At 53.3% G+C, this 18,337-nt stretch carries 14 protein-coding genes and 1 tRNA gene; 5 read left to right on the forward strand and 10 right to left on the reverse strand.

The genetic code is table 11. The features are described from left to right. Positions 1 to 31 precede the first annotated feature (31 nt). The 5 genes from OO713_RS06080 to OO713_RS06100 form a co-directional block, all read right to left on the reverse strand. Positions 32 to 1,879: a glycoside hydrolase family 13 protein gene (locus OO713_RS06080; RefSeq protein ID WP_264785268.1), complete on the reverse strand. Its 1,848-nt coding sequence runs from the start codon at positions 1,877 to 1,879 to the stop codon at positions 32 to 34. Further along, complete coding sequence (locus OO713_RS06085; RefSeq protein ID WP_264785270.1) at positions 1,879 to 3,051, reverse strand: extracellular solute-binding protein; 1,173 nt, start codon at positions 3,049 to 3,051, stop codon at positions 1,879 to 1,881. The genes OO713_RS06080 and OO713_RS06085 overlap by 1 nt, the downstream gene beginning before the upstream one ends. 35 nt (positions 3,052 to 3,086) lie before the next feature. Continuing rightward, the gene (locus OO713_RS06090; protein ID WP_264785271.1) at positions 3,087 to 3,935 is read right to left on the reverse strand and encodes a sugar ABC transporter permease; all 849 of its coding nucleotides are present in this window, start codon (positions 3,933 to 3,935) and stop codon (positions 3,087 to 3,089) included. Continuing rightward, a complete protein-coding gene (locus OO713_RS06095; RefSeq protein WP_264785272.1) occupies positions 3,935 to 5,479 on the reverse strand; it encodes an ABC transporter permease subunit in 1,545 nt (514 codons plus the stop codon). Before OO713_RS06095 ends, OO713_RS06090 begins: the two co-directional genes overlap by 1 nt. Before the next feature lie 71 nt (positions 5,480 to 5,550). Continuing rightward, the gene (locus OO713_RS06100) at positions 5,551 to 6,819 is read right to left on the reverse strand and encodes an extracellular solute-binding protein (RefSeq protein WP_264785273.1); all 1,269 of its coding nucleotides are present in this window, start codon (positions 6,817 to 6,819) and stop codon (positions 5,551 to 5,553) included. 214 nt (positions 6,820 to 7,033) lie between these two features. On the opposite strand from OO713_RS06100, the gene OO713_RS06105 reads away from it, so the two are divergent. After that, the gene (locus OO713_RS06105; RefSeq protein ID WP_264785275.1) at positions 7,034 to 8,689 is read left to right on the forward strand and encodes a glycoside hydrolase family 13 protein; all 1,656 of its coding nucleotides are present in this window, start codon (positions 7,034 to 7,036) and stop codon (positions 8,687 to 8,689) included. Positions 8,690 to 8,691: 2 nt separating this feature from the next. Next, positions 8,692 to 10,323, forward strand: a complete 1,632-nt coding sequence (locus OO713_RS06110; protein ID WP_264785276.1) for a glycoside hydrolase family 13 protein — start codon at positions 8,692 to 8,694, stop codon at positions 10,321 to 10,323. On the opposite strand, the gene OO713_RS06115 is transcribed toward OO713_RS06110, so the two are convergent. Further along, positions 10,310 to 12,412 carry an MMPL family transporter gene (locus tag OO713_RS06115; RefSeq protein WP_264785277.1) on the reverse strand — a complete coding sequence of 701 codons (2,103 nt, stop codon included), beginning with the start codon at positions 12,410 to 12,412 and terminating at the stop codon, positions 10,310 to 10,312. The genes OO713_RS06110 and OO713_RS06115 overlap by 14 nt on opposite strands. 54 nt (positions 12,413 to 12,466) lie before the next feature. Here OO713_RS06115 and OO713_RS06120 point away from each other — a divergent pair, with 54 nt between their 5' ends. Continuing rightward, a complete protein-coding gene (locus OO713_RS06120; RefSeq protein WP_264785278.1) occupies positions 12,467 to 12,943 on the forward strand; it encodes a MarR family transcriptional regulator in 477 nt (158 codons plus the stop codon). Positions 12,944 to 12,948: 5 nt separating this feature from the next. On the opposite strand, the gene OO713_RS06125 is transcribed toward OO713_RS06120, so the two are convergent. Together OO713_RS06125 and OO713_RS06130 are read right to left on the reverse strand one after the other, a co-directional pair. Further along, entirely contained in the window at positions 12,949 to 14,220 is a 1,272-nt protein-coding gene (locus OO713_RS06125) for an MFS transporter (protein ID WP_264785279.1), read from the reverse strand. Between the two features lie 70 nt (positions 14,221 to 14,290). Next, a tRNA-Tyr gene (locus OO713_RS06130) sits at positions 14,291 to 14,372 on the reverse strand. 86 nt (positions 14,373 to 14,458) lie between these two features. On the opposite strand from OO713_RS06130, the gene OO713_RS06135 reads away from it, so the two are divergent. Continuing rightward, complete coding sequence (locus OO713_RS06135; protein ID WP_264785280.1) at positions 14,459 to 15,487, forward strand: LacI family DNA-binding transcriptional regulator; 1,029 nt, start codon at positions 14,459 to 14,461, stop codon at positions 15,485 to 15,487. Between the two features lie 10 nt (positions 15,488 to 15,497). Further along, the gene (locus OO713_RS06140) at positions 15,498 to 15,986 is read left to right on the forward strand and encodes a YajQ family cyclic di-GMP-binding protein (protein WP_264785281.1); all 489 of its coding nucleotides are present in this window, start codon (positions 15,498 to 15,500) and stop codon (positions 15,984 to 15,986) included. On the opposite strand, the gene manA is transcribed toward OO713_RS06140, so the two are convergent. Together manA and OO713_RS06150 are read right to left on the reverse strand one after the other, a co-directional pair. Continuing rightward, a complete protein-coding gene (gene manA / locus OO713_RS06145) occupies positions 15,983 to 17,062 on the reverse strand; it encodes a mannose-6-phosphate isomerase, class I (protein WP_264785282.1) in 1,080 nt (359 codons plus the stop codon). The genes OO713_RS06140 and manA overlap by 4 nt on opposite strands. 3 nt (positions 17,063 to 17,065) lie before the next feature. Then, positions 17,066 to 18,334, reverse strand: coding sequence for an MFS transporter (locus OO713_RS06150; RefSeq protein ID WP_264785283.1), 1,269 nt, complete (start codon positions 18,332 to 18,334; stop codon positions 17,066 to 17,068). Between the last annotated feature and the right edge of the window lie 3 nt (positions 18,335 to 18,337).

An 18,337-nucleotide genomic window follows, 5' to 3' on the forward strand; every position in this document is an offset into this window, starting at 1 on the left:
GAAGCCAAAAGGCAACCGCAAAAGATTAGCACTAGCGGTGGGCGCTAGGCAAACGCCAAATCTGAAAATCTAATGAGACAGATTCGTAACGAATTTTGCTTCCCACTACTCGAAGTTCTCCGCTGCCAAATAGGTTCACCGCATTCTCCGCGCCAGAGAGTGCATCTCGTGGAATCTCTATCTTGCGGTCTTTACCGCGGGTCGCAATCACCAAGACCGACTCAGTGCGGTTCTCTCGAACAAAGACGATGGCTTCATTTGAGCTGTAGAGCCAGCGCAGCGAACCATCGACCAAAGCCTTGTGCTTTTTACGAATTCCAGCGAGCCTCGAATAGGTCTCAATCATGCTCTTGTCGTACTCGCGCTCCCCGTTCCAAGGAATCGGGGTTCTGGAGTTTTCACCGACCCAACCATCGAGGCCAAACTCATCACCGGCAAAGATCATCGGGATTCCCGGGAAGGTGAATTGCAAACCTGCCGCCACTCGTTGCGACCCAGGAATAGTGAAGGTCTTGAATCTTCCAGTGTCATGAGTGTCGAGTGCGTTCAGGTTGTGCATCCTGACGTGCCAAGGGAAGGTGCCCGCAAACAAATTGTGCAGTTTCACAAACTCGTGTCCGGTGATCTCTTTTCGACCAGGACCCAACTGATTCTCTTCGCGCTTCTCTTTGGGGTTCCAGAAAAAACGCCAGGTTGGCCTCGTGAAGTTCGCATATGTCATCGTGGATTGGTAGGTGTCACCCTCAACAAACTCGGAGGCATCAGAGGTGAATTCACCGATCAAGAAGGTTTCTTTAGAAACCTCGTCCATGGTCTTGCGAATCATTTGAGCAACCTCACGATTGAGGTTCTCCTCGCGGATCTGACCGGTCATGTTCGCCACATCGATGCGCCAACCATCTAGCTTGTATGGCGCCTTCAACCACTTTGCTACGACGGACTGTTTGCCCTGCACAAACCTGCTGCGAAGTTCTTCTGAGTTCCAGTTGAACTTGGGAAGCGATGGCACTCCCCACCAAGAGTCGTACTTGGTGTTTTTGTCTTGGAAGTAGTAAAACTCACTCTCTGGAGCCTTGGGGTTTCGATAGGCGGCCAGGAACCACTCGTGCTTGTCACCGGAGTGATTTGCAGTCAGATCCCCCATCACCTTTAGGCCCATTTCGTGGGCCTTTTTCACCAGTGAAACCAGAGCCTTGTTCCCGCCCAGTAGCGGATCTACCTCGTCAAAACTTGAGGCGTCGTAGCGGTGATTGGAACCAGCTGGAAAGAACGGGGTCAAATACAAAATTGTTGCGCCGAGTTTTTTGAGGTGACCCAGGTGCTCTTCGATGCCCTTTAGGTCACCCCCGAAGAACTGCTCAGAAACGCCTGCTCCCGCACCGATGACATCGTCACCCCAATCTTTGGGTATTGCCCAAGCGGGCAGCTTGCGCTTATCTGCCTCGGCACTTTTTGCAAAGCGATCTGGGAACACCTGGTATAGGACCGAACCAGTTGCCCACTTTGGCACCGCAAGGTAGCTGTTTATTTTGAAATCGTCGCGATCAGGCTGATCAATCTCATGCAGGTCGGTTGCGTTGAGCCAATAGCTAAATCCGTCCTCAAGTTCGATTAAGAATCGATAGTGCACCTCGGGGTTATACATGGTGATAACACCCTCGTACCAATCCCAGCCGTGACGGGTGTAGAGCTTTTTGAAAGGCGCAGTCATGAATGCTTCGCCGGAATCGCTCTGCCTCGCTGCCACCAGCTTGACCTTGCCAATTGACTGATGGATTCGGATCTTGAGCTTCACCTTGTCGCCAACCTGCGGCTTCTGGTTCTGAACGTAGAGCGAAGAACCATCATGATGAGGCCTAAGTGCCAAATTCAGAGCCATTAGCCACTCACTTTCGCTAGGTCTTGAACCATAAGGTCCCAGGTAATTTGAGGATCTTCATCTGAGGTCAAGATTGTGTTGAGAGTCTTGCTCCAAGGAGCCCAGGTGTTCTGCATTAGTGGAGAAGACGGCAGCACCACACTCCAGGCGGCGGCTTTGGCAAATCCCGCAATCACCGGATCCTCGATGCTCGAGATAACCTCGGCCTTGGCTGGGACTCGACCAGTCTGCTTGTAAATCAAGAGCTGAGTTGCAGAGTTTGAGAAGTACTCGGCGACCTTCTTGGCTTGATCTTGGTTCTGGCTCGTTGCCGAAACAAACACGGCGCGTGAGGTTGCAAATGACAGCGGCTGGGCTCCACCAACCGATGGGAAATCGTAAACGCTCACCTTGAAATTAGCGCGATTCAAGATTTCTGACAGTGCCCAGGGGCCGGTGAGGAGGCACGTCTCCTGACCGTCTACGAATGCCGCGATTCCAGCGGAGTAATCCAGAGCGATAAATAGGTTCTTGTTTTCTCCAAGCCAGGCAGCGAACTCTTTGGAACGGCTTGCCCCAAGTCCAGAGGATTCAACCCAGTCGCCGCTCTCATCAAGCTCGAGCGGATAGGCCTCAAACGATGACTGAATTGGGAACATCGTGTAGGGATCACCACCTGGGGTGACAATCACGTTGTAACCAGCATCGGTGAGCTCGGATAGTGATCCTGGTTGAGACTTCAGCTCATCACCATTGCAAACCAAAGCAAGGGACTCGATGGCATAAGGAATTCCATAGAGCTGCCCCTGGTAGCTAGCACCCTGCAATACCCGCGGCTCGAATCCTGAGCGGTTCGGCTCACCCAAACTCACCAGCGACCCAGCTTGAGCCAACCGGTCGGTCCACTCCGTGGAACCGATAAATATATCTGGTGCTCCGGAGGCCAGCTCTGCCTCGACCTGGTAGAAGTCCTTTTCAACAACGTTCAGGGTTCCGCCAACGTCTTGGGCATACTGCTCAGCGAGTGTGTTTGCAACATCTTTGAGCTCAGCATCGACCCAGATTGTCATCGCAGCTCCATCGGTGGCGGCTGCGGTCTGAGACTGCACCGGGGCATCGGCTTGCGAACATCCAGCGAGCGCCAAAATCGAAACCGAAAGCAGGGCTAGCTTGGTGGCAGTACTTTTTCGCACAGCGATATCGTGTCAGACGAAAGCGAGATTAGGGCTTAGCCCTTGACTGCGCCGCCGGCCAAACCTGAGACGATGTAGCGCTGGAGCGATAGGAAGATGATCACAATCGGAATCGAAGCCAAGATCGATCCAGCTGCGAATGCTCCCCAGTTCTCTGAGTACTGACCGGCAACAAACTGCTGCAGTCCAACTGCAACGGTTCGTACATCCATGTCAACCAAGAAGAGTCTCGCCAAGATGTATTCGTTGAAGGTACCGATAAAGCTAAGTAGCGTCACTACCGCCAACACTGGGGATGCCAGTGGAATAAAGATTTGCCAATAGGTCTGCATCTCCGATGCACCATCGATCTTGGCTGCCTCGTCGATTTCGATTGGGATCGAGTCAACAAATCCCTTGAGTAGCCAGATATTTACACCCATCGCTCCACCTAGATAAACCAGGATTAGACCGGACTGAGTTCCGAGTCCAAACTCAGGAGCAAAGTTTCCAATGCCCTCCATGATGATGTAAATCGCGGCAATCGCCAGGATGGCGGGGAACATCTGAATCAGGAGGAGGGCCTGAAGACCAAACTTCTTACCCTTGAATCTCAAACGACTAAACGCAAACGCTGAGGCAGCACCAATCACAACCGAAAAAACCGAAACCATGCCAGCGACCACAAGTGAGTTCCAGACCCAGGTCAAAAACGGAATTGTCGGGTCATTGAACAACTTGTCGTAGTTCACAAACGAAATCTCATTTGGGATAAATGAGGTCAGCTGCAGGGATCCGGAAGACGCGAACGAGGTCACGATGACCAGGTAAAGCGGAAACGCAGCAAACAAAACCGCGAACATCGCCACACCGTGGCGCCATAGGTTTTCTTTTAGCCACTTCATTAGATGAACTCCTCCAAGACCTTGGATCGTCTTATGCCGTAGAGCGAGATTGCCGCTACGAGAATGAAGATCACGACCGAAATTGCAGATGCCAAACCGAGATCCTGGACCTGAGATCCAAAGGCAATCTTGTAGGTGTAGCTGATCAAGATATCGGTTGCTCCAGCGATCTCGCCATCCAGATCGCTTCTTGGACCACCTCCGGTGAGCAAGAAGATCAGGTTGAAGTTATTGAAGTTGAAAGCAAATGATGCAATCAACAGCGGAGTCAGCATCTTCAAAAGAAGCGGCAGTGTGATCTGCCAGAAGATCTGACGACTGGATGCTCCGTCGATTCGAGCGGCCTCCGAAAGCTCACCTGGAATCGCCTGCAGAGCTCCGTTTGAAATCAGATAGAAGTATGGGAAACCAAGCCAAAGGTTCACGATGATGACCGCGGCTCTAGCGAAGTTTGGATCTAGGAACCAGGCAATCTTGGTTCCCAGCAAAGCGTTGATTGCACCGAACTCGGTGTCGAACATACCTCCCCAGATCAGGATGCTCATGATCGATGGAACTGCGTACGGAAGGATGATGATGATTCGGTAAAAGCGACGACCGCGCAGTGGCTTGTCGAGTGCCAGAGCCACCAAAAGACCAAGTGCGAACTGAGTGAGCACGGTCAGCACCGAGAACACCATGGTCCAGATAAAGACACCCATGAATGGTTCGCGAACCTTTTCATCGGTCACCAGCGAAACGTAGTTCTCAAACCAAATCGGAGATCTCCAACCAGGGTTTAGCTTGTCCTCTGGGTCGTCGATGTTGGCGTAGTTACCGCGGCCGTTGTCGACATACTTGGCGCCGGTTTCGGCATGGGTGAAGCTGTCGGTTGCCTCGTCATAAACCAGACCTGGCTTTAGGGGGATCGCTACTTCAAAACCCTCGAGCGCCAGGAAGTACTCGCCGGGACCCGCGAACTTCAACTGGGCGAAAGCTTCGCCCTCCGCAGCCAGTTGGTCGTTATCAAATCTCGTGAATCCCTCGGCCTCAACCGCAATGCCAAGCTCAGGATCAATGGTGACCTGAGACTCATCGAGCGGGGTTAGTGATTCCTCGGTGGCGAGGAAAAATTCGCCCGACATATAGTCGGTAGCAAGTAGTGCTGGTTCGCCCTGGGAGTTCTCACCCACGATGACATCGAAAGTGAGACCGGAATCGTCGGGAACATAGGAGTCGGCAACAATGCGCTCGAGTGCCTGAGGCTTGTCTACATAGTTTCCAGTTTTGAACTGGAACCCGGACATTACCAATGTGTAGGCAATCGGCAAAACCACGAAAGCCGTGAGCAAGATAACGCCCGGAAGGAAGAACTTCATCGGGATAGAGATCTTGGTGAAGTAGACGATTGCCAGGGCAATCATAGAAAGTGCGATGAAGCCTGCGATCAGGCCTTCACCGGATGCGAATGCGCTCTGGGCCAATAGACCCAAAAGGGCCAGCGAAATGCTGACAAAGATGACTTTTGCAGTTACTGCCAGCTTGGTTCCGGTGAAGAGTTTCATGATTCCTAATTGCTTCTAAATGATGATGCTTCGGGGGTGGCTAGGCCACCCCCGAAGCACTTGCCCTCGAATTAGAGGATCTTTACTCCAGCAACAATGTTCTTCTTGAACAGGTTGTTTAGCTTGGAGACAGCGGTTCCAGGTGCAACCTTCTTTACTAGAACGTCGTTCCAGAATGAAGGTAGTGCGTCCCAGTAGGAAGCGTTGCCGGCAGAGCCGTTCAGGATTGCACCGATCTGTGGAACAGATGCGGATGCAGCTGCGCCTCCGAATCCCTTCTGAGCTGCAGAAGACTTAGCTGCTGCTGCCTTGTTGGCTGGTGGACGTAGCTCGAACTTCTGGTAGGCAACCTGGCCCTTCTCGGAAGCGAAGAAGTTGGCAAGCAGTGACTTAGCAGCTGCGTCGTTGCCGTTCTTCTCAGCGAAGGAGGTCAACATAGCACCGGACACGCTACCGAAGGCTGCACCGAAGGTGCCCTTCTTCACGCCAGGAACAGCCATCAGGTTGTTCATGGAGAAGCCCTTGTCTACGTAGTCCTTCCACTCCCAGTTACCGATGATGGCGTAAGGAACCTTGCCTGCAAGGAAGTTGTCCTTACATCCGGTGTCGGATGCTGGGAAGAAGCCGTTTGAAGCACCCTTTGAGTCGAGCAGGTACTTCTGGATGTTGGTAGCAACAGTCGCAGGAACTGGGTTCTGGCGAGTGTCAACTACTGCGTTGCGGATTGGGTAGGCGCCGCCACCAAGTGCGCTTAGCACTGAGTGAGCACCCCATGACATTCCACCACCAGCTACACATAGACCAGCCTTTAGGCCCTTGGAGGACTTGTTAGCTAGGTAGTAGTCGACCATCTCACCAAAGGTGGTTGGCTTCTTACCGGTTAGCTTGGTGTTTACAAGCATTGCAACGTTGTTCACGTCTACTGGTACACCGTAGATACGGTTCTTGTAGGTGAGGTCAAACCAGTTGTTTGGGTTGAAGTTCTTACGAACTGCAGCGGATGGGGTGTAAGGAGCTAGCTTGCCGTTACCTGCAAGGGTAGGCACCCAGTCGTTTGCACCGACGATTACGTCAGGTCCATCCTTGGTGATGTTGTCAACGGCAGCCTTCAGTGCGTCAAAGCTGGAGAAGGAAACAACCTTCACCTTGTAACCAGCTACCCACTCGCCACCCTTTTGGCTCTCTAGAGATCCAAGGGTCTTGACTAGGTTTGGACCGCGCTGGCCGTCAGCCCATACGGTAATGACCTTGTCCTCTGCGGAAGCAGGCAGTGCTCCCAACAAGGTTGAGGCGGCTAGACCGAGTGAAACGGCCAGGCCCACAATCTTCTTTGATTTCATTTCTCTCCTTTGTCGTCGAGGGATACGACGCGCACGATAAGTAAATCACTCTGTAAACGTTTACAGACAAGAAAAATAGTTATCCGACTTGTAACAAATTGATTACTTTCAATTAGCCTAATCGCAGTAAACAACTAGCTTTGACAGGTGCTGGAAAGCGATTACTTTTTGTAAGCGTTTACAGTTTTTGTTCTTTTTTTGGAAGGATTTCCCCATGACTCAGGGAGCCGAATGGTGGCGTTCAGCCGTCATCTATCAGATCTACCCACGGTCCTTTGCGGACGGCGATGGCGATGGCATGGGTGACCTCAAGGGCATCCGTGAGCGTCTACCGGAGCTTGCCAAGCTGGGCATCGATGCCGTTTGGTGCTCACCGTTTTTCCGCTCTCCTCAAAAGGATGCTGGCTACGACGTCTCCGATTACCGCGACATAGATCCACGCTTTGGAACACTGCAGGACTTCGATGATCTGGTCGCCGAGGGTAAAAAACTAGGAATTCGAATCATCGTCGACCTAGTGCCTAACCACTCTTCAGACCAGCACCCATGGTTTCAAGAAGCTTTGAAGTCGCCGAAGGGATCTCCGGCTCGTGAGCGCTACATGTTCAGAGACGGCAAAGGTCGCAACGGTGAACTACCTCCAAACAACTGGCCATCAGTATTTGGAGGTGCTGCCTGGACCAGAATCACCGAGCCAGATGGCACGCCAGGTCAGTGGTACCTGCACATCTTCGACTCGTCTCAGCCGGACTTCAACTGGGACAACGAAGAGGTTCGCGAGGAGTTCAAGGACATCCTGCGCTTCTGGCTAGATCGCGGTGCCGGCGGTTTCCGCATCGACGTCGCACACGGCCTGGTCAAGGAAAAGGGTCTGCCGGATGTAGAAGAGGCTTCCACCACCATGAGCGGTGAAGAGGAAACCAACAAACCAAAAGACCGCACCAAGCCGCACCCATTCTGGGGTCAGGAGGGTGTTCACGAGATCATTCGTGAGTGGCGCAAGGTCGTAGATGAGTATGACGACCGCATCATGGCCGCAGAAGCCTGGGTGTTGCCGCTATCCAGAATGGCCAAGTGGGTGCGTCAAGACGAGTATCACCAGAGTTTTAACTTCGGTTATCTCGAAGCGCAATGGAAGGCGGAGCAGCTCAAGCAGGTTGTCTCTGAGTCGCTGGTTGAGTTTGGCAATGTTGGTGCACCTAGCACCTGGGTGCTTTCTAACCACGATGTCATTCGTCACGCCACCAGATTTGCCTACGACCAGGTTCCTAAGCAGGGAGATGGCATTGGGCCTGACTACCCTCAACCAGATGTTGCAAAGGGTCTGCGCCGCGCTCGCGCTGCAACCAGCTTCATGCTAGGTCTACCCGGTGGTGCCTACATCTATCAGGGTGAAGAGTTAGGTCTGCCTGAGCACACCACACTTGAGGGTAAGTACCGTCAAGACCCAACTTACTTCCGCACCAAGGGTGAACGTGTCGGTAGAGATGGCTGCCGAGTCCCAATTCCATGGGAGGCCGCAGCACCCGCGTTTGGCTTTAGTGCAACTGGAGAGTCCTGGCTCCCACAGCCCGATCACTACGGCGAGTATGCAAGAGACAAGCAAGAGGGTGTTGAAGGTTCAACCCTTGAGCTCTACAAGTCACTTCTCAAGCTGCGCAAGGATCACAACCTAGGTCTGGGTTCCTTTGATTGGGTCGAGGACTACTGCTCCCAGCAGTCCCTCGGTTACCAGAACAACGGCATTTTGGTGATTGCCAATTTCGAGGGCGAGCCAATCGAACTGCCTCAGGGTGAGGTTCTGGTGACAAGTCAGGTTGGACTAAACGGGGTACTCGAGCACGACCAGGTCGTGTGGATTAAGCTCTAAACGTGCTGCACTCCCCACGCCCAGGAAGCGGGTGGTGGAGATCTGGTGTCATCTACCAGATCTACCCACGGTCCTTCAGTGACGCCAACGGCGATGGCATGGGTGACCTAAAAGGCATAACCCAGAACCTAGTCAAGCTCTCTGAGCTCGGGATTGATGCGGTTTGGCTTTCGCCTTTTTACAAGTCCCCGCAAAAGGATGCCGGCTACGACGTGGCTGACTATCGCTCTGTGGATCCGCTTTTCGGTAACCTCACCGACTTTGACGAGTTGGTTGCAAAGGCTCATGAGCTGGGAATCAGGGTCATGATTGATCTGGTTCCAAACCACACTTCAGACCAGCACGAGTGGTTTCAAAAGGCGCTGGCAGCTGGGCCAGGATCGAAAGAACGTAGCTACTACCACTTCAAGTCTGGCCGCGGCGAAAACGGCGAACTCCCGCCAAACAACTGGCAGTCGATGTTTGGCGGCCCGGCCTGGACTAGGACTCCAGATGGCGAGTGGTATGTCCACCTATTTGACTCCTCTCAGCCGGATTTGAACTGGGAAAACCCCCTCGTGCAGCGAGAGTTTGAAGAGATCTTGAGGTTCTGGCTAGACCGAGGTGTTGATGGTTTCCGCGTCGACCAACCCCACGCGATGGGCAAGGCCGAAGGACTACCAGATCACCCCTACGTAGATGAGGCTGGGGCTGGATTTATCGAGGGTCGAGAGAACCCACCGATGTGGTTCCAGGACAGCGTCCACGAGATCTTCAGATCATGGCGCAAGATCCTTGCCAGCTACCCAGGTGAGCGAGCGATGTGTGGTGAGGCCTACGTATTGCCGCTTAGTTTCATGGCACTTTGGGTAAGACCAGACGAATTCCACCAAACCTTCAACTTTAGATTTCTGGATGCTGGTTGGGAGAAAGACCGATTGGTTCAGGCCATCAACGAGTCCTTCGAAGCGTTTGATGCAGTGGGTGCGCCCAGCACCTGGGTGCTCAATAATCACGATGTAATTCGTCACGCCTCCAGATTTGGTGGTGACTACGGTCGCGCCACAGCCTCCGACGGTATTGGTCCTGAGAATCCACAGCCCGATAACAAACTCGGTCTTAGGAAAGCTAAGGCCGCCTCCCTATTCATGCTTGGTTTACCAGGGGCTTCTTACCTTTACCAAGGTGAAGAGCTGGGGTTACCAGAGCACACCACAATCTCCCCCGAACACCGTCAGGATCCAACCTTCTTTAGAACCGCAGGCAAGCGCGTGGGTAGAGATGGTTGCCGAGTGCCATTGCCCTGGGTCAGAGGTGGACTAACAAACGGTTTCAACCAGACTGACAAAGCCTGGCTGCCTCAGCCGGCCGAGTATGCCGAGCTATCAAGGGATGTTCAGGAGCAGAGCTCCGAATCAACACTTGCCCTTTATAAGAGCGCGCTTCGCATTCGAAAAGAACTGGCCTTGGGCGAGGGTTCTTTTGACTGGGTATCAACCACTGACCTTCTCAGCTACCGCAACGGAAACGTGCTGGTCGTGCATAACTTCACCGGAAACGAAGCACCGCTTCCAGAAGGAGAGCTGTTGCTCAGATCTGGAAGCGGTGCTTTCTTGGCCCCTGACGAGACCGTTTGGGTTCTTAGCCGAACTTAGGAGCGGTTAGCTTCTTTCTTGGCCACCAGAACTTGTCTCCGGTCATAAATGCCAGAGCCGGAACGATCACAGTTCGAACCAGCAGGGTGTCCAAAAGCACACCGATGCAAACGATGATTCCGATCTGGTAGAGCGCAATCAGCGGCAAGACACCAAGGACGGCGAACACCGCTGCCAGCAAGATACCCGCCGAGGTGATCACGCCACCGGTTGCACTCAATGCTCGAACCATACCCTCACGGGTGCCATGCTTCACAGCTTCCTCTTGAGCTCTCGAGACCAAGAAGATGTTGTAGTCAACACCAAGGGCAACCAAGAACAAGAAGGCGTAGAGGAACACGCTCAGGTCTAACGCTGGTAACCCAAGCAGGTTCTGGAAGATCAACCAGCTTGCACCCATTGCGGCAAAGAACGATGCCACAACCGTTGCTAAAAGTAGCACTGGGGCAAGAAGCGAGCGAAGCAGCAAGACCAGCACGAGGAATACCAGCAGCAGGATCAGTGGGATGACCAAGAGCTGATCGTTCTCGTAGGCAGTCTTGACATCAAGCTGCTCGGCATCGAGACCACCCACAAGCGCATCTGCACCTTCAAGGGTCGCTAGCTCGGTGCGTAAATCACGAATCGCCTGGTAGGCCTCTTCAGATCCAGCCGTCGCATCCAAAACCACACTCAGCGCAACTACCTCGCCGTTGGTCTCGCCGATCGCTACCTCAGCAACACCGTTCACCTTTTCGGCAACGCTCTTTGCGGCAGCCTCGGAACCGGCATTGACGATCACGTTGGTTGGAGTAGTAGCCCCCGCAGGGAAGGCTTCGGCCAGAATCTCCTGACCAAATACAGCCTCTGGCTTCTCGCGGAACTGCTCGGTTGACGAAAGCCCAACCTGGATTCCAGTCGAACCAAGCGATAGTCCAATCAAGACCAAAACACCGAAGACTGAAACGACTGCGGGACGCTTACTTACAGCCTTACCTAGCTTGCCCCAAAGGCCGCGAAGGCTCTTGTTCTCGCCGCCGAACTTTGGAACGAATGGCCAGAACAAGCCACGACCAAAGACAACAAGTGCGGCGGGGAGAACCAACAGGGCAGAGATCATCGCGATGATGATGCCTGTGGCACAGACCAAACCTAGGGTTCGGTTGCCACCAAGCTCAGCAAAGGTAAGTGTCAGTAGCGCGAGCGTGACCGTTCCACCCGAAGCCAAAATTGCTGGTCCGGCACCGCGGACTGCTGCACGCATCGCTGCGTAGCGGTCTTCGTGGAGCAGTAGCTCCTCGCGGTAGCGAGCGATCAACAACAGCGCGTAGTTCGTGCCAGCACCAAACACCAGCACCGACAAAATTCCTGTAACCGAGCCATCCGGCACCATGCCAAACAAGGTCGCAACCTGGCGACCAAGCTGACCTGCCATACCATCGGCCACGCCCACAACCAGAAGTGGCACCAGCCACAAGACCGGCGAGCGGTATGTCACCAGTAGCAGAACTGCAACCACGATCACGGTCGATAGCAGCAAGGTGAAGTCGGCACCGGCGAAGACGTTGTTTAGATCCGCCTGGAACCCTTCGGGTCCAGTGAGGTAAACCTCAAGACCTGATGGCATGTCTTCTTTGGCAAGCTCGCGAAGCTCGGCGGCACGCTCTGCCACAACTTCAACCTCATCGGTTTGCTCAAGCGGAACGGTTACAACAGCAACCATTCCATCTTCGGAAACTTGGGCCGGTGGGACAAAGGGTTGCCCCTGAATCTCTAGGTTGGTGAACTCCAAGAACTTCTCGTTCACTCCCCCAACCGGCATCTGGGCCATAGGGTCAAACTCACCCTGCAGCCACTTCAGTTGGTCATCGGTGAACTTTGACTCTGACTTATAGACCAACACCGCTGCAGTGGCATCGGATCCAGGCAGCGTCTCAAGCGCTGCATTTACAAGTGCAGTCTCAGAGGTAGATGGCAACCCGTTGGTTGGTGCGGTCTCGGTGGTTGCTGCACGTAGTGGACCAAAGGCCATACCCGCAAAGACCAAACCAATCAGCAGAGTGACCCATGCGGTCTTCCTGCCGGTGATGAAATTGAGAAGTAAATTCATAAAAATCCTAAATTCTTTTAGAAACTAAATTACTTTAGGTCTAAACTAATTCCCATGTCAAACCTTCCCAAAGATAAAGAGTTTTCGGAGCCAGGCGATTCCGCTCCGGAGCTCATGAGGAGGTTGTTCAGAGCAAATCAGGAGTACAGCCGCATTCTGGGAGAGCAGCTGGAAGTAAACCCGACCGACCTTAGGGTCATGGAGTTCCTGATGGAAAATGGCCCGGCCACCCCCGGGAGCATCGCCACCGCAGTTGGAGTTACAGCTGGTGCACTGACGCAAAGCCTCGACCGGCTTGAAAAAGTTGGTCATACTCGCAGGGAGCAAAACCCCTCGGACAGGCGATCAATCAGGGTAGTTCCAAACCCGAAATCAGTTGAGCGTGCTTGGGCCGAAATCCGTCCCCTGATTCAGGCTTCAGCACAAGTGCTTGAGACCATGGATCCCGCTGAGCGCGAAGCCGTAGCAAAGTTTTTGGAGACGATGCTTGAGGCCTATCGCTCCAAGCTAGAACAACAAGCCAAGGGTTAGTTCTCTTACGCTTTACCCGTCGAGGCGTGAGCGGCTGCCATCGCGCGGCCACCGGCAGGAAGCATCACGGCGACCACTGCAATCAACACCGTAGCTGCACCGGTAATAATCAACAGCAGCTCAACTGAAACCACATCAGCCAATGGTCCAAGCACGGCCATTCCAAGCGGCATGGCCACCGACATCACGATTCCAACGAAGCCAAATACTCGACCCTGGCGCTCTGGTTCAACAGTCTCTTGAAGCAGAGTGGTCGCCGATGTTGAGAAGGCAGGCACTGCCAAGCCAATTAAGAAGAACAGGCTGTAGAAGAGGATCAGGTTTGTGGTGAACCCCATCACGATTGCCAGCAGGCCAAAAGCAATTGAGGTGCCAATGATGGTCCAGATTCGATCGAGCTTAGATGCCACGATTGCCATTAGTGCGCCGCCCAAGACCATGCCAACCCCAAAGGCCAGTTCGAGCACCGTGAGTAGCCAAACCTCTGAACCAAAGTTTCGAACCAGCATCAAAGGAGAGAGATTGGATGGAGCAACAATCAGCAGGAACACGATGCCGAAGATCGCCATGACCCAGCGAACTAGGTCATGACTAAAGATGTATTGAATCCCGTCTTTCAAATCAGCAAAGTAAGAAGGCTTTTGATCATCGGTTGCCCTTGCAAGGGTTGGAACCGAAACCGTGGCCAAGAGTGACAACCCGATGATTGCGGTGACGACGTCTATGAACAAGATGCCAACTAGAGACATGGTGGTGTAGAGCCCGGCAGCAGCAACTGGTGCCAGCAAAGTCAGCGAGGACTGAATGCTGCTGTTGATGCCATTGACCCTCATCAATTTGTCAGTTGGGACAATCTGCGGCAATAGTGCAGAAATGGCCGGCATCTGAAAACCAGCACCGACTGACCTAACCGCCATCACCAAGAAAATTAACCACAGATCATCCACGCCAGAGAGCATCAACAAAGCGAGCAAGAAGGTTGCAACCGCGATTGCAGAATCCGAGATGATGATCATGACCTTGCGATTTACTCGGTCTGCCCAAACTCCAGCAAAGATCGAGACTATGGCCTGGGGCAGGAATCCAAAAACAGCAGCAAGGGCCAGCACAATACCAGACTTTGTACTCAGGGTTAGGTGCCAAAAGATTGCATACTGCACCAGGAAAGAGCCAAAGGTGGTTATGGTCTGGCCGACCATGAACACAGCCACCTTCTTCTTCCAGGTGGTATTGACAACTTCTGAACTGCCAGTGACTGGGGTCTGGGTTTGATCCATGCTTTGCTCCAGGTCTTTCTTAGATGAAAAATCCCGCTAACTCGAATCGCGTTAGCGGGATTTCCCGATGTGGCTAGTGAGGGATTCGAACCCCCGAAGGCTGAGCCGGCTGATTTACAGTCAGATCCCTTTGGCCGCTTGGGTAACTAGCCATGCGCCAAGGCGCAAGGGAAAAGAATAGTCCATTTTTGCCAATGCCACTAGCGGAGCAAACTGTAAAGGCTTTACAGTTACCAATGTGGTTGGAATCATCGAAGTTGCTCAGCATGCAGGTGTATCTACAGCTACCGTCTCCAGAGCACTAAATGGCAAGAGCCACGTTTCCGCAAAAGCCAGAGAAAAAGTGCTCAAGGCGGCTCAAGAGCTGGGGTATGTGGCATCCTCATCCGCCTATACCCTGGCGACCGGACGAGCAAAAAACATCGGCGTTGTAATGCCGTTTATTGACCGTTGGTATTTCTCGTCAGTGTTGGACGGCGCTGTAAATGCCATGGTTTCCAGAGGCTACGATGTAACGCTTTACAATCTCTCGGGCGGAGCTATCAACCGCAAACGTGTGTTTGAGGATCTTGTTCTTAGAAAGCGAGTCGACGGAGTACTAACCGTCGCCGTCAAGCTCACCGACGAAGAGTTAGCAAAACTGACCGCCCTGCAAAAACCAATCGTTGGAATCGGTGGTCCAATACCAGGAGCCAGATCACTTTCGATCGACGATGAAGGTGCTGGACGACTGGCAACCCTGCACCTGCTATCCCTTGGACACACGGAGATCGGCATGATCTCCGGAACCCCAGCTTCAGAAATGGATTTCCACCAGCCCTCGCTTCGTCGCACCGGCTACCAAGAGGCACTACTTGATGCGAACCTAGATTTCAAACCCGAGTGGCTGGCGGAGACCGACTTCACAGTTGGTGGTGGTTACCACGCGGCCAAGCAGATGCTCGGCGATCCAAGAAGCGCTCCAACCGCAATCTTCTGCGCATCTGACGAGATGGGCTTTGGAGCAATTCAGGCAGCGCGGGACCTCGGTTACCGAGTGCCACAGGACATCAGCGTCATCGGTATGGACGGACACCCGCTGGGAAACTTTTACGGGCTCTCAACAATTGATCAAAACCCAAATGCGCAGGGCGCAAAGGGTGCCAACATGCTGGTTGACATCTTGGAATCCGGTGATGAAAAGCAACCTGTCAACATCGAGCAACTGACACAGTGGCCAATCGAAATGATGGTTCGCTCCTCAACTGCAAGGCGTGCACGCGATTAGAATTTGCCCCATGGCTGATTCCTCATTCGACATCGTTTCCAAGGTTGACAAGCAAGAGACCGCTAACGCTCTCACTCAGGCTCAAAAGGAAGTTGAGCAGCGCTATGACTTCAAGGGCACCGACGCCTCCATCGAATTCTCTGGCGAAAAGGTATTGATCAAGGCAAACAGCAAAGATCGCGCTGAGGCAGTTCTCGATGTGTTCCAAAGCAAACTAGTCAAGCGCGGCATTTCACTCAAGAGCCTTGAGGCTGGAGATCCATACCCATCGGGCAAGGAGTTCCGCATCGAGTGCTCGATGAAGAATGGCATCGACCAGGAAAACGCCAAGAAGGTTTCCAAGATCATTCGCGACGAGGGTCCAAAGAGCGTGAAGGCTCAGATTCAAGGTGATGAGCTTCGCGTGAGCTCAAAGAGTCGTGATGACCTTCAGGAGGTAATTGCACTTTTGAAGGGCAAGGACCTGCCGGTTGATTTGCAATTTGTGAACTACCGCTAGCCCATAGCCAGGTAGCCCACTCCATTTCCTGCGACCGAGAACAACCTCGCGTCTGCAAAGTAGCAAGCCTCACCACGGCTCAGTGTGAGTAACTCATCTTTAGAAGTAGAGATGGTTATTTCACCCTCGGTGCAGACTGCAATTGCACGGCCCTTTAGTTCCAGATCAATAAGCAAACTGCTGGCTGTTGGTCCCAGTCGGTAAACCTGAAAATCATCCAGCGGAACTTGGAAGTGGGCCAAGCCCTGAGCCAATTGCTTCGGTCTTAGAACTGGGTCAGGTAGCTCTGTGTAGTCGAGCACCTGCTGAAGTTCTTTGACATCGACATGCTTTGGAGTCAGCCCACCACGCAACACATTGTCGCTTGATGCCATCACCTCAACCCCGAGCCCAAAAAGGTAAGCGTGAATATTGCCTGCAGGCAGAAACATTGCCTCCCCAGGTTCCAGGGTGACCAGGTTCATAAGAACCGACATCAAAATGCCCTTATCGCCTGGATACAAATCGAAGAGCTCTTCGATCAAACGAGATCGCTTGCGACCCAGGACCGTTGCGTTCGCAACCAGCTGGGTGACTGCAGTGTCAGTTGACTTATAAAGCCAGCTCACTGCACCCTCTAGGCCCATTGATTGATAGTCGCCCCAAAGACCAGCCAGGTGAATGCTGCTTTGCGCAAGGGACTGAAGATCAGGTTCTAGCTCTCCCCTGGGCCTAAAGCCACACAGCGCCCGGAACTCGGTCAGCGCAATTAGCATCTCGGGCTTGTGATTCGCGTCCGAATAAGACGGGTGGTGCTGAGCAAACATGGCCTCGGCACGAGCCTTAGTCGGGTGCGCCTGAATCGAAAGTGGAGATTGCGCCGCTAAGAACTTGACCATAAAGCCAAGCTCGCCAACTCGGTCACGAAGCGAACCACCCTCGGGATCTTGAATCTGCGCTGGCGAGGTTGGATGGGTGCCAAACCAAACCTCGGCCATGGGTTGGTCATCAAAGGGGTAACCCAGGTAATCGGGCATCAGGTCTTTTGAACCCCATGCGTAGCGCATGGCCTGATTGGAGATCTTGAAAAGCGTCATTGCCTATCGATCTCGCTGTTCGATGACTATTGAGATCGGTCCAGTCGGTGGAGCCGCGCCCTCCAACTCAGAGACCCTGGCCCGCTTTGCGAAGACGCCCGCAATCACACCCGACCCGACTGCCAGCACAATTGGGAAGAAGAAGGCAAGGGATAAACCAACTCCCTCAACCGTTGCTCCCATCAAGGCCTTGGCAAAAATCGCAGTGGTTGAGTTCATCAGACCAAGTCGAGAAACTGCCCATGAGGTTGATACCCCTGGGATGTGACCAGCTGCCGAATAGAACGCAGGGCTCACTGGAGATAAACCAAGTCCTGCTAAGCCCCAGAGAACCACTGTCGCCAAAAGGCCAAGGCCGGAACTAATCTCCGCGAGCATGCCCGAAAAGATCGCAGACAGTGCAAGGGTTATAGCCGCTAAGAATGAGCCGCGAGAAGCGATGAAGTGTGGGTGATAGGTCTCAGCCAAACGAGTCATGGAGAGTCTGCCAATGATCATGCCAATCATGAATGCCGCAAACGGCATGGACCTCAGTGCAACCTCAAGGCTCAACACATCTCGTGCAAAAACCGCAGCCCAGTCGATTACTGCAACCTCGGGGTAGATACCGCAGAACAAACCTGCTGCCAATAGCCATAGCTGCTGAGGCATTTGCCAAAAACGACGCTTCACCAGCTGCGCCTTCTCATCGAGGTGACCATCTTCCTCGGGTGATAAAAGCCACCTGAGCGAAAACTCAAAGACGATCAATGTGACTACTGCGACCACCAGCAGGAACAGTTCAAGGGTCATGAAAACTGTTGAGAGAGCTCCTGTGATTGCGGCACCAACGGCACCCAAGCTCCAACCGGCATGCAGTCGACCGATGATGTTCTTGGTGATCTGCTTTTGAACCATGACTGCGTGGGAGTTAACGGAGACACCCAGTAGCGACATGAAGAAGTTGAAGCCTGCGTTTAGGAAGAACCAGACCAGCGGATCGTTGCTCCAAGCCAGCGATACCAGCATCAGCAGTCCGCCGTAGTTTGCAAATCTAATTATGGTTCTGGAGCCAAAACGCATCATCAGTCTTGACGCGAAGAACAGTGGGGTGATGGATCCGATTACACCGAAGCCAATGATGGTGCCCCAGGTGGCGAAGGAAACATCCAGTCGATCAATGTACTCCGGAACCCAGGCGACTGAAGCCAAAGCGGCGTGACCCATGAAGACAAAGACCGCCAACATTGCGATCTGAGCCTTGCGTAGCCTGGCTCCAGATAGGCGTTGCAACTA

The sequence above is a fragment of the Aquiluna sp. KACHI24 genome (assembly GCF_025997915.1).
Taxonomy (GTDB): Bacteria; Actinomycetota; Actinomycetes; order Actinomycetales; family Microbacteriaceae; genus Aquiluna.

Bases quoted from the DNA above. Each gene is read 5' to 3' on its own strand.
- OO713_RS06080 (WP_264785268.1), bottom strand. From the start codon at position 1,879: ATGGCTCTGAATTTGGCACTTAGGCCTCATCATGATGGTTCTTCGCTC.
- OO713_RS06090 (WP_264785271.1), bottom strand. From the start codon at position 3,935: ATGAAGTGGCTAAAAGAAAACCTATGGCGCCACGGTGTGGCGATGTTC.
- OO713_RS06095 (WP_264785272.1), bottom strand. From the start codon at position 5,479: ATGAAACTCTTCACCGGAACCAAGCTGGCAGTAACTGCAAAAGTCATC.
- OO713_RS06100 (WP_264785273.1), bottom strand. From the start codon at position 6,819: ATGAAATCAAAGAAGATTGTGGGCCTGGCCGTTTCACTCGGTCTAGCC.
- OO713_RS06105 (WP_264785275.1), top strand. From the start codon at position 7,034: ATGACTCAGGGAGCCGAATGGTGGCGTTCAGCCGTCATCTATCAGATC.
- OO713_RS06115 (WP_264785277.1), bottom strand. From the start codon at position 12,412: ATGAATTTACTTCTCAATTTCATCACCGGCAGGAAGACCGCATGGGTC.
- OO713_RS06120 (WP_264785278.1), top strand. From the start codon at position 12,467: ATGTCAAACCTTCCCAAAGATAAAGAGTTTTCGGAGCCAGGCGATTCC.
- OO713_RS06125 (WP_264785279.1), bottom strand. From the start codon at position 14,220: ATGGATCAAACCCAGACCCCAGTCACTGGCAGTTCAGAAGTTGTCAAT.
- OO713_RS06140 (WP_264785281.1), top strand. From the start codon at position 15,498: ATGGCTGATTCCTCATTCGACATCGTTTCCAAGGTTGACAAGCAAGAG.
- manA (WP_264785282.1), bottom strand. From the start codon at position 17,062: ATGACGCTTTTCAAGATCTCCAATCAGGCCATGCGCTACGCATGGGGT.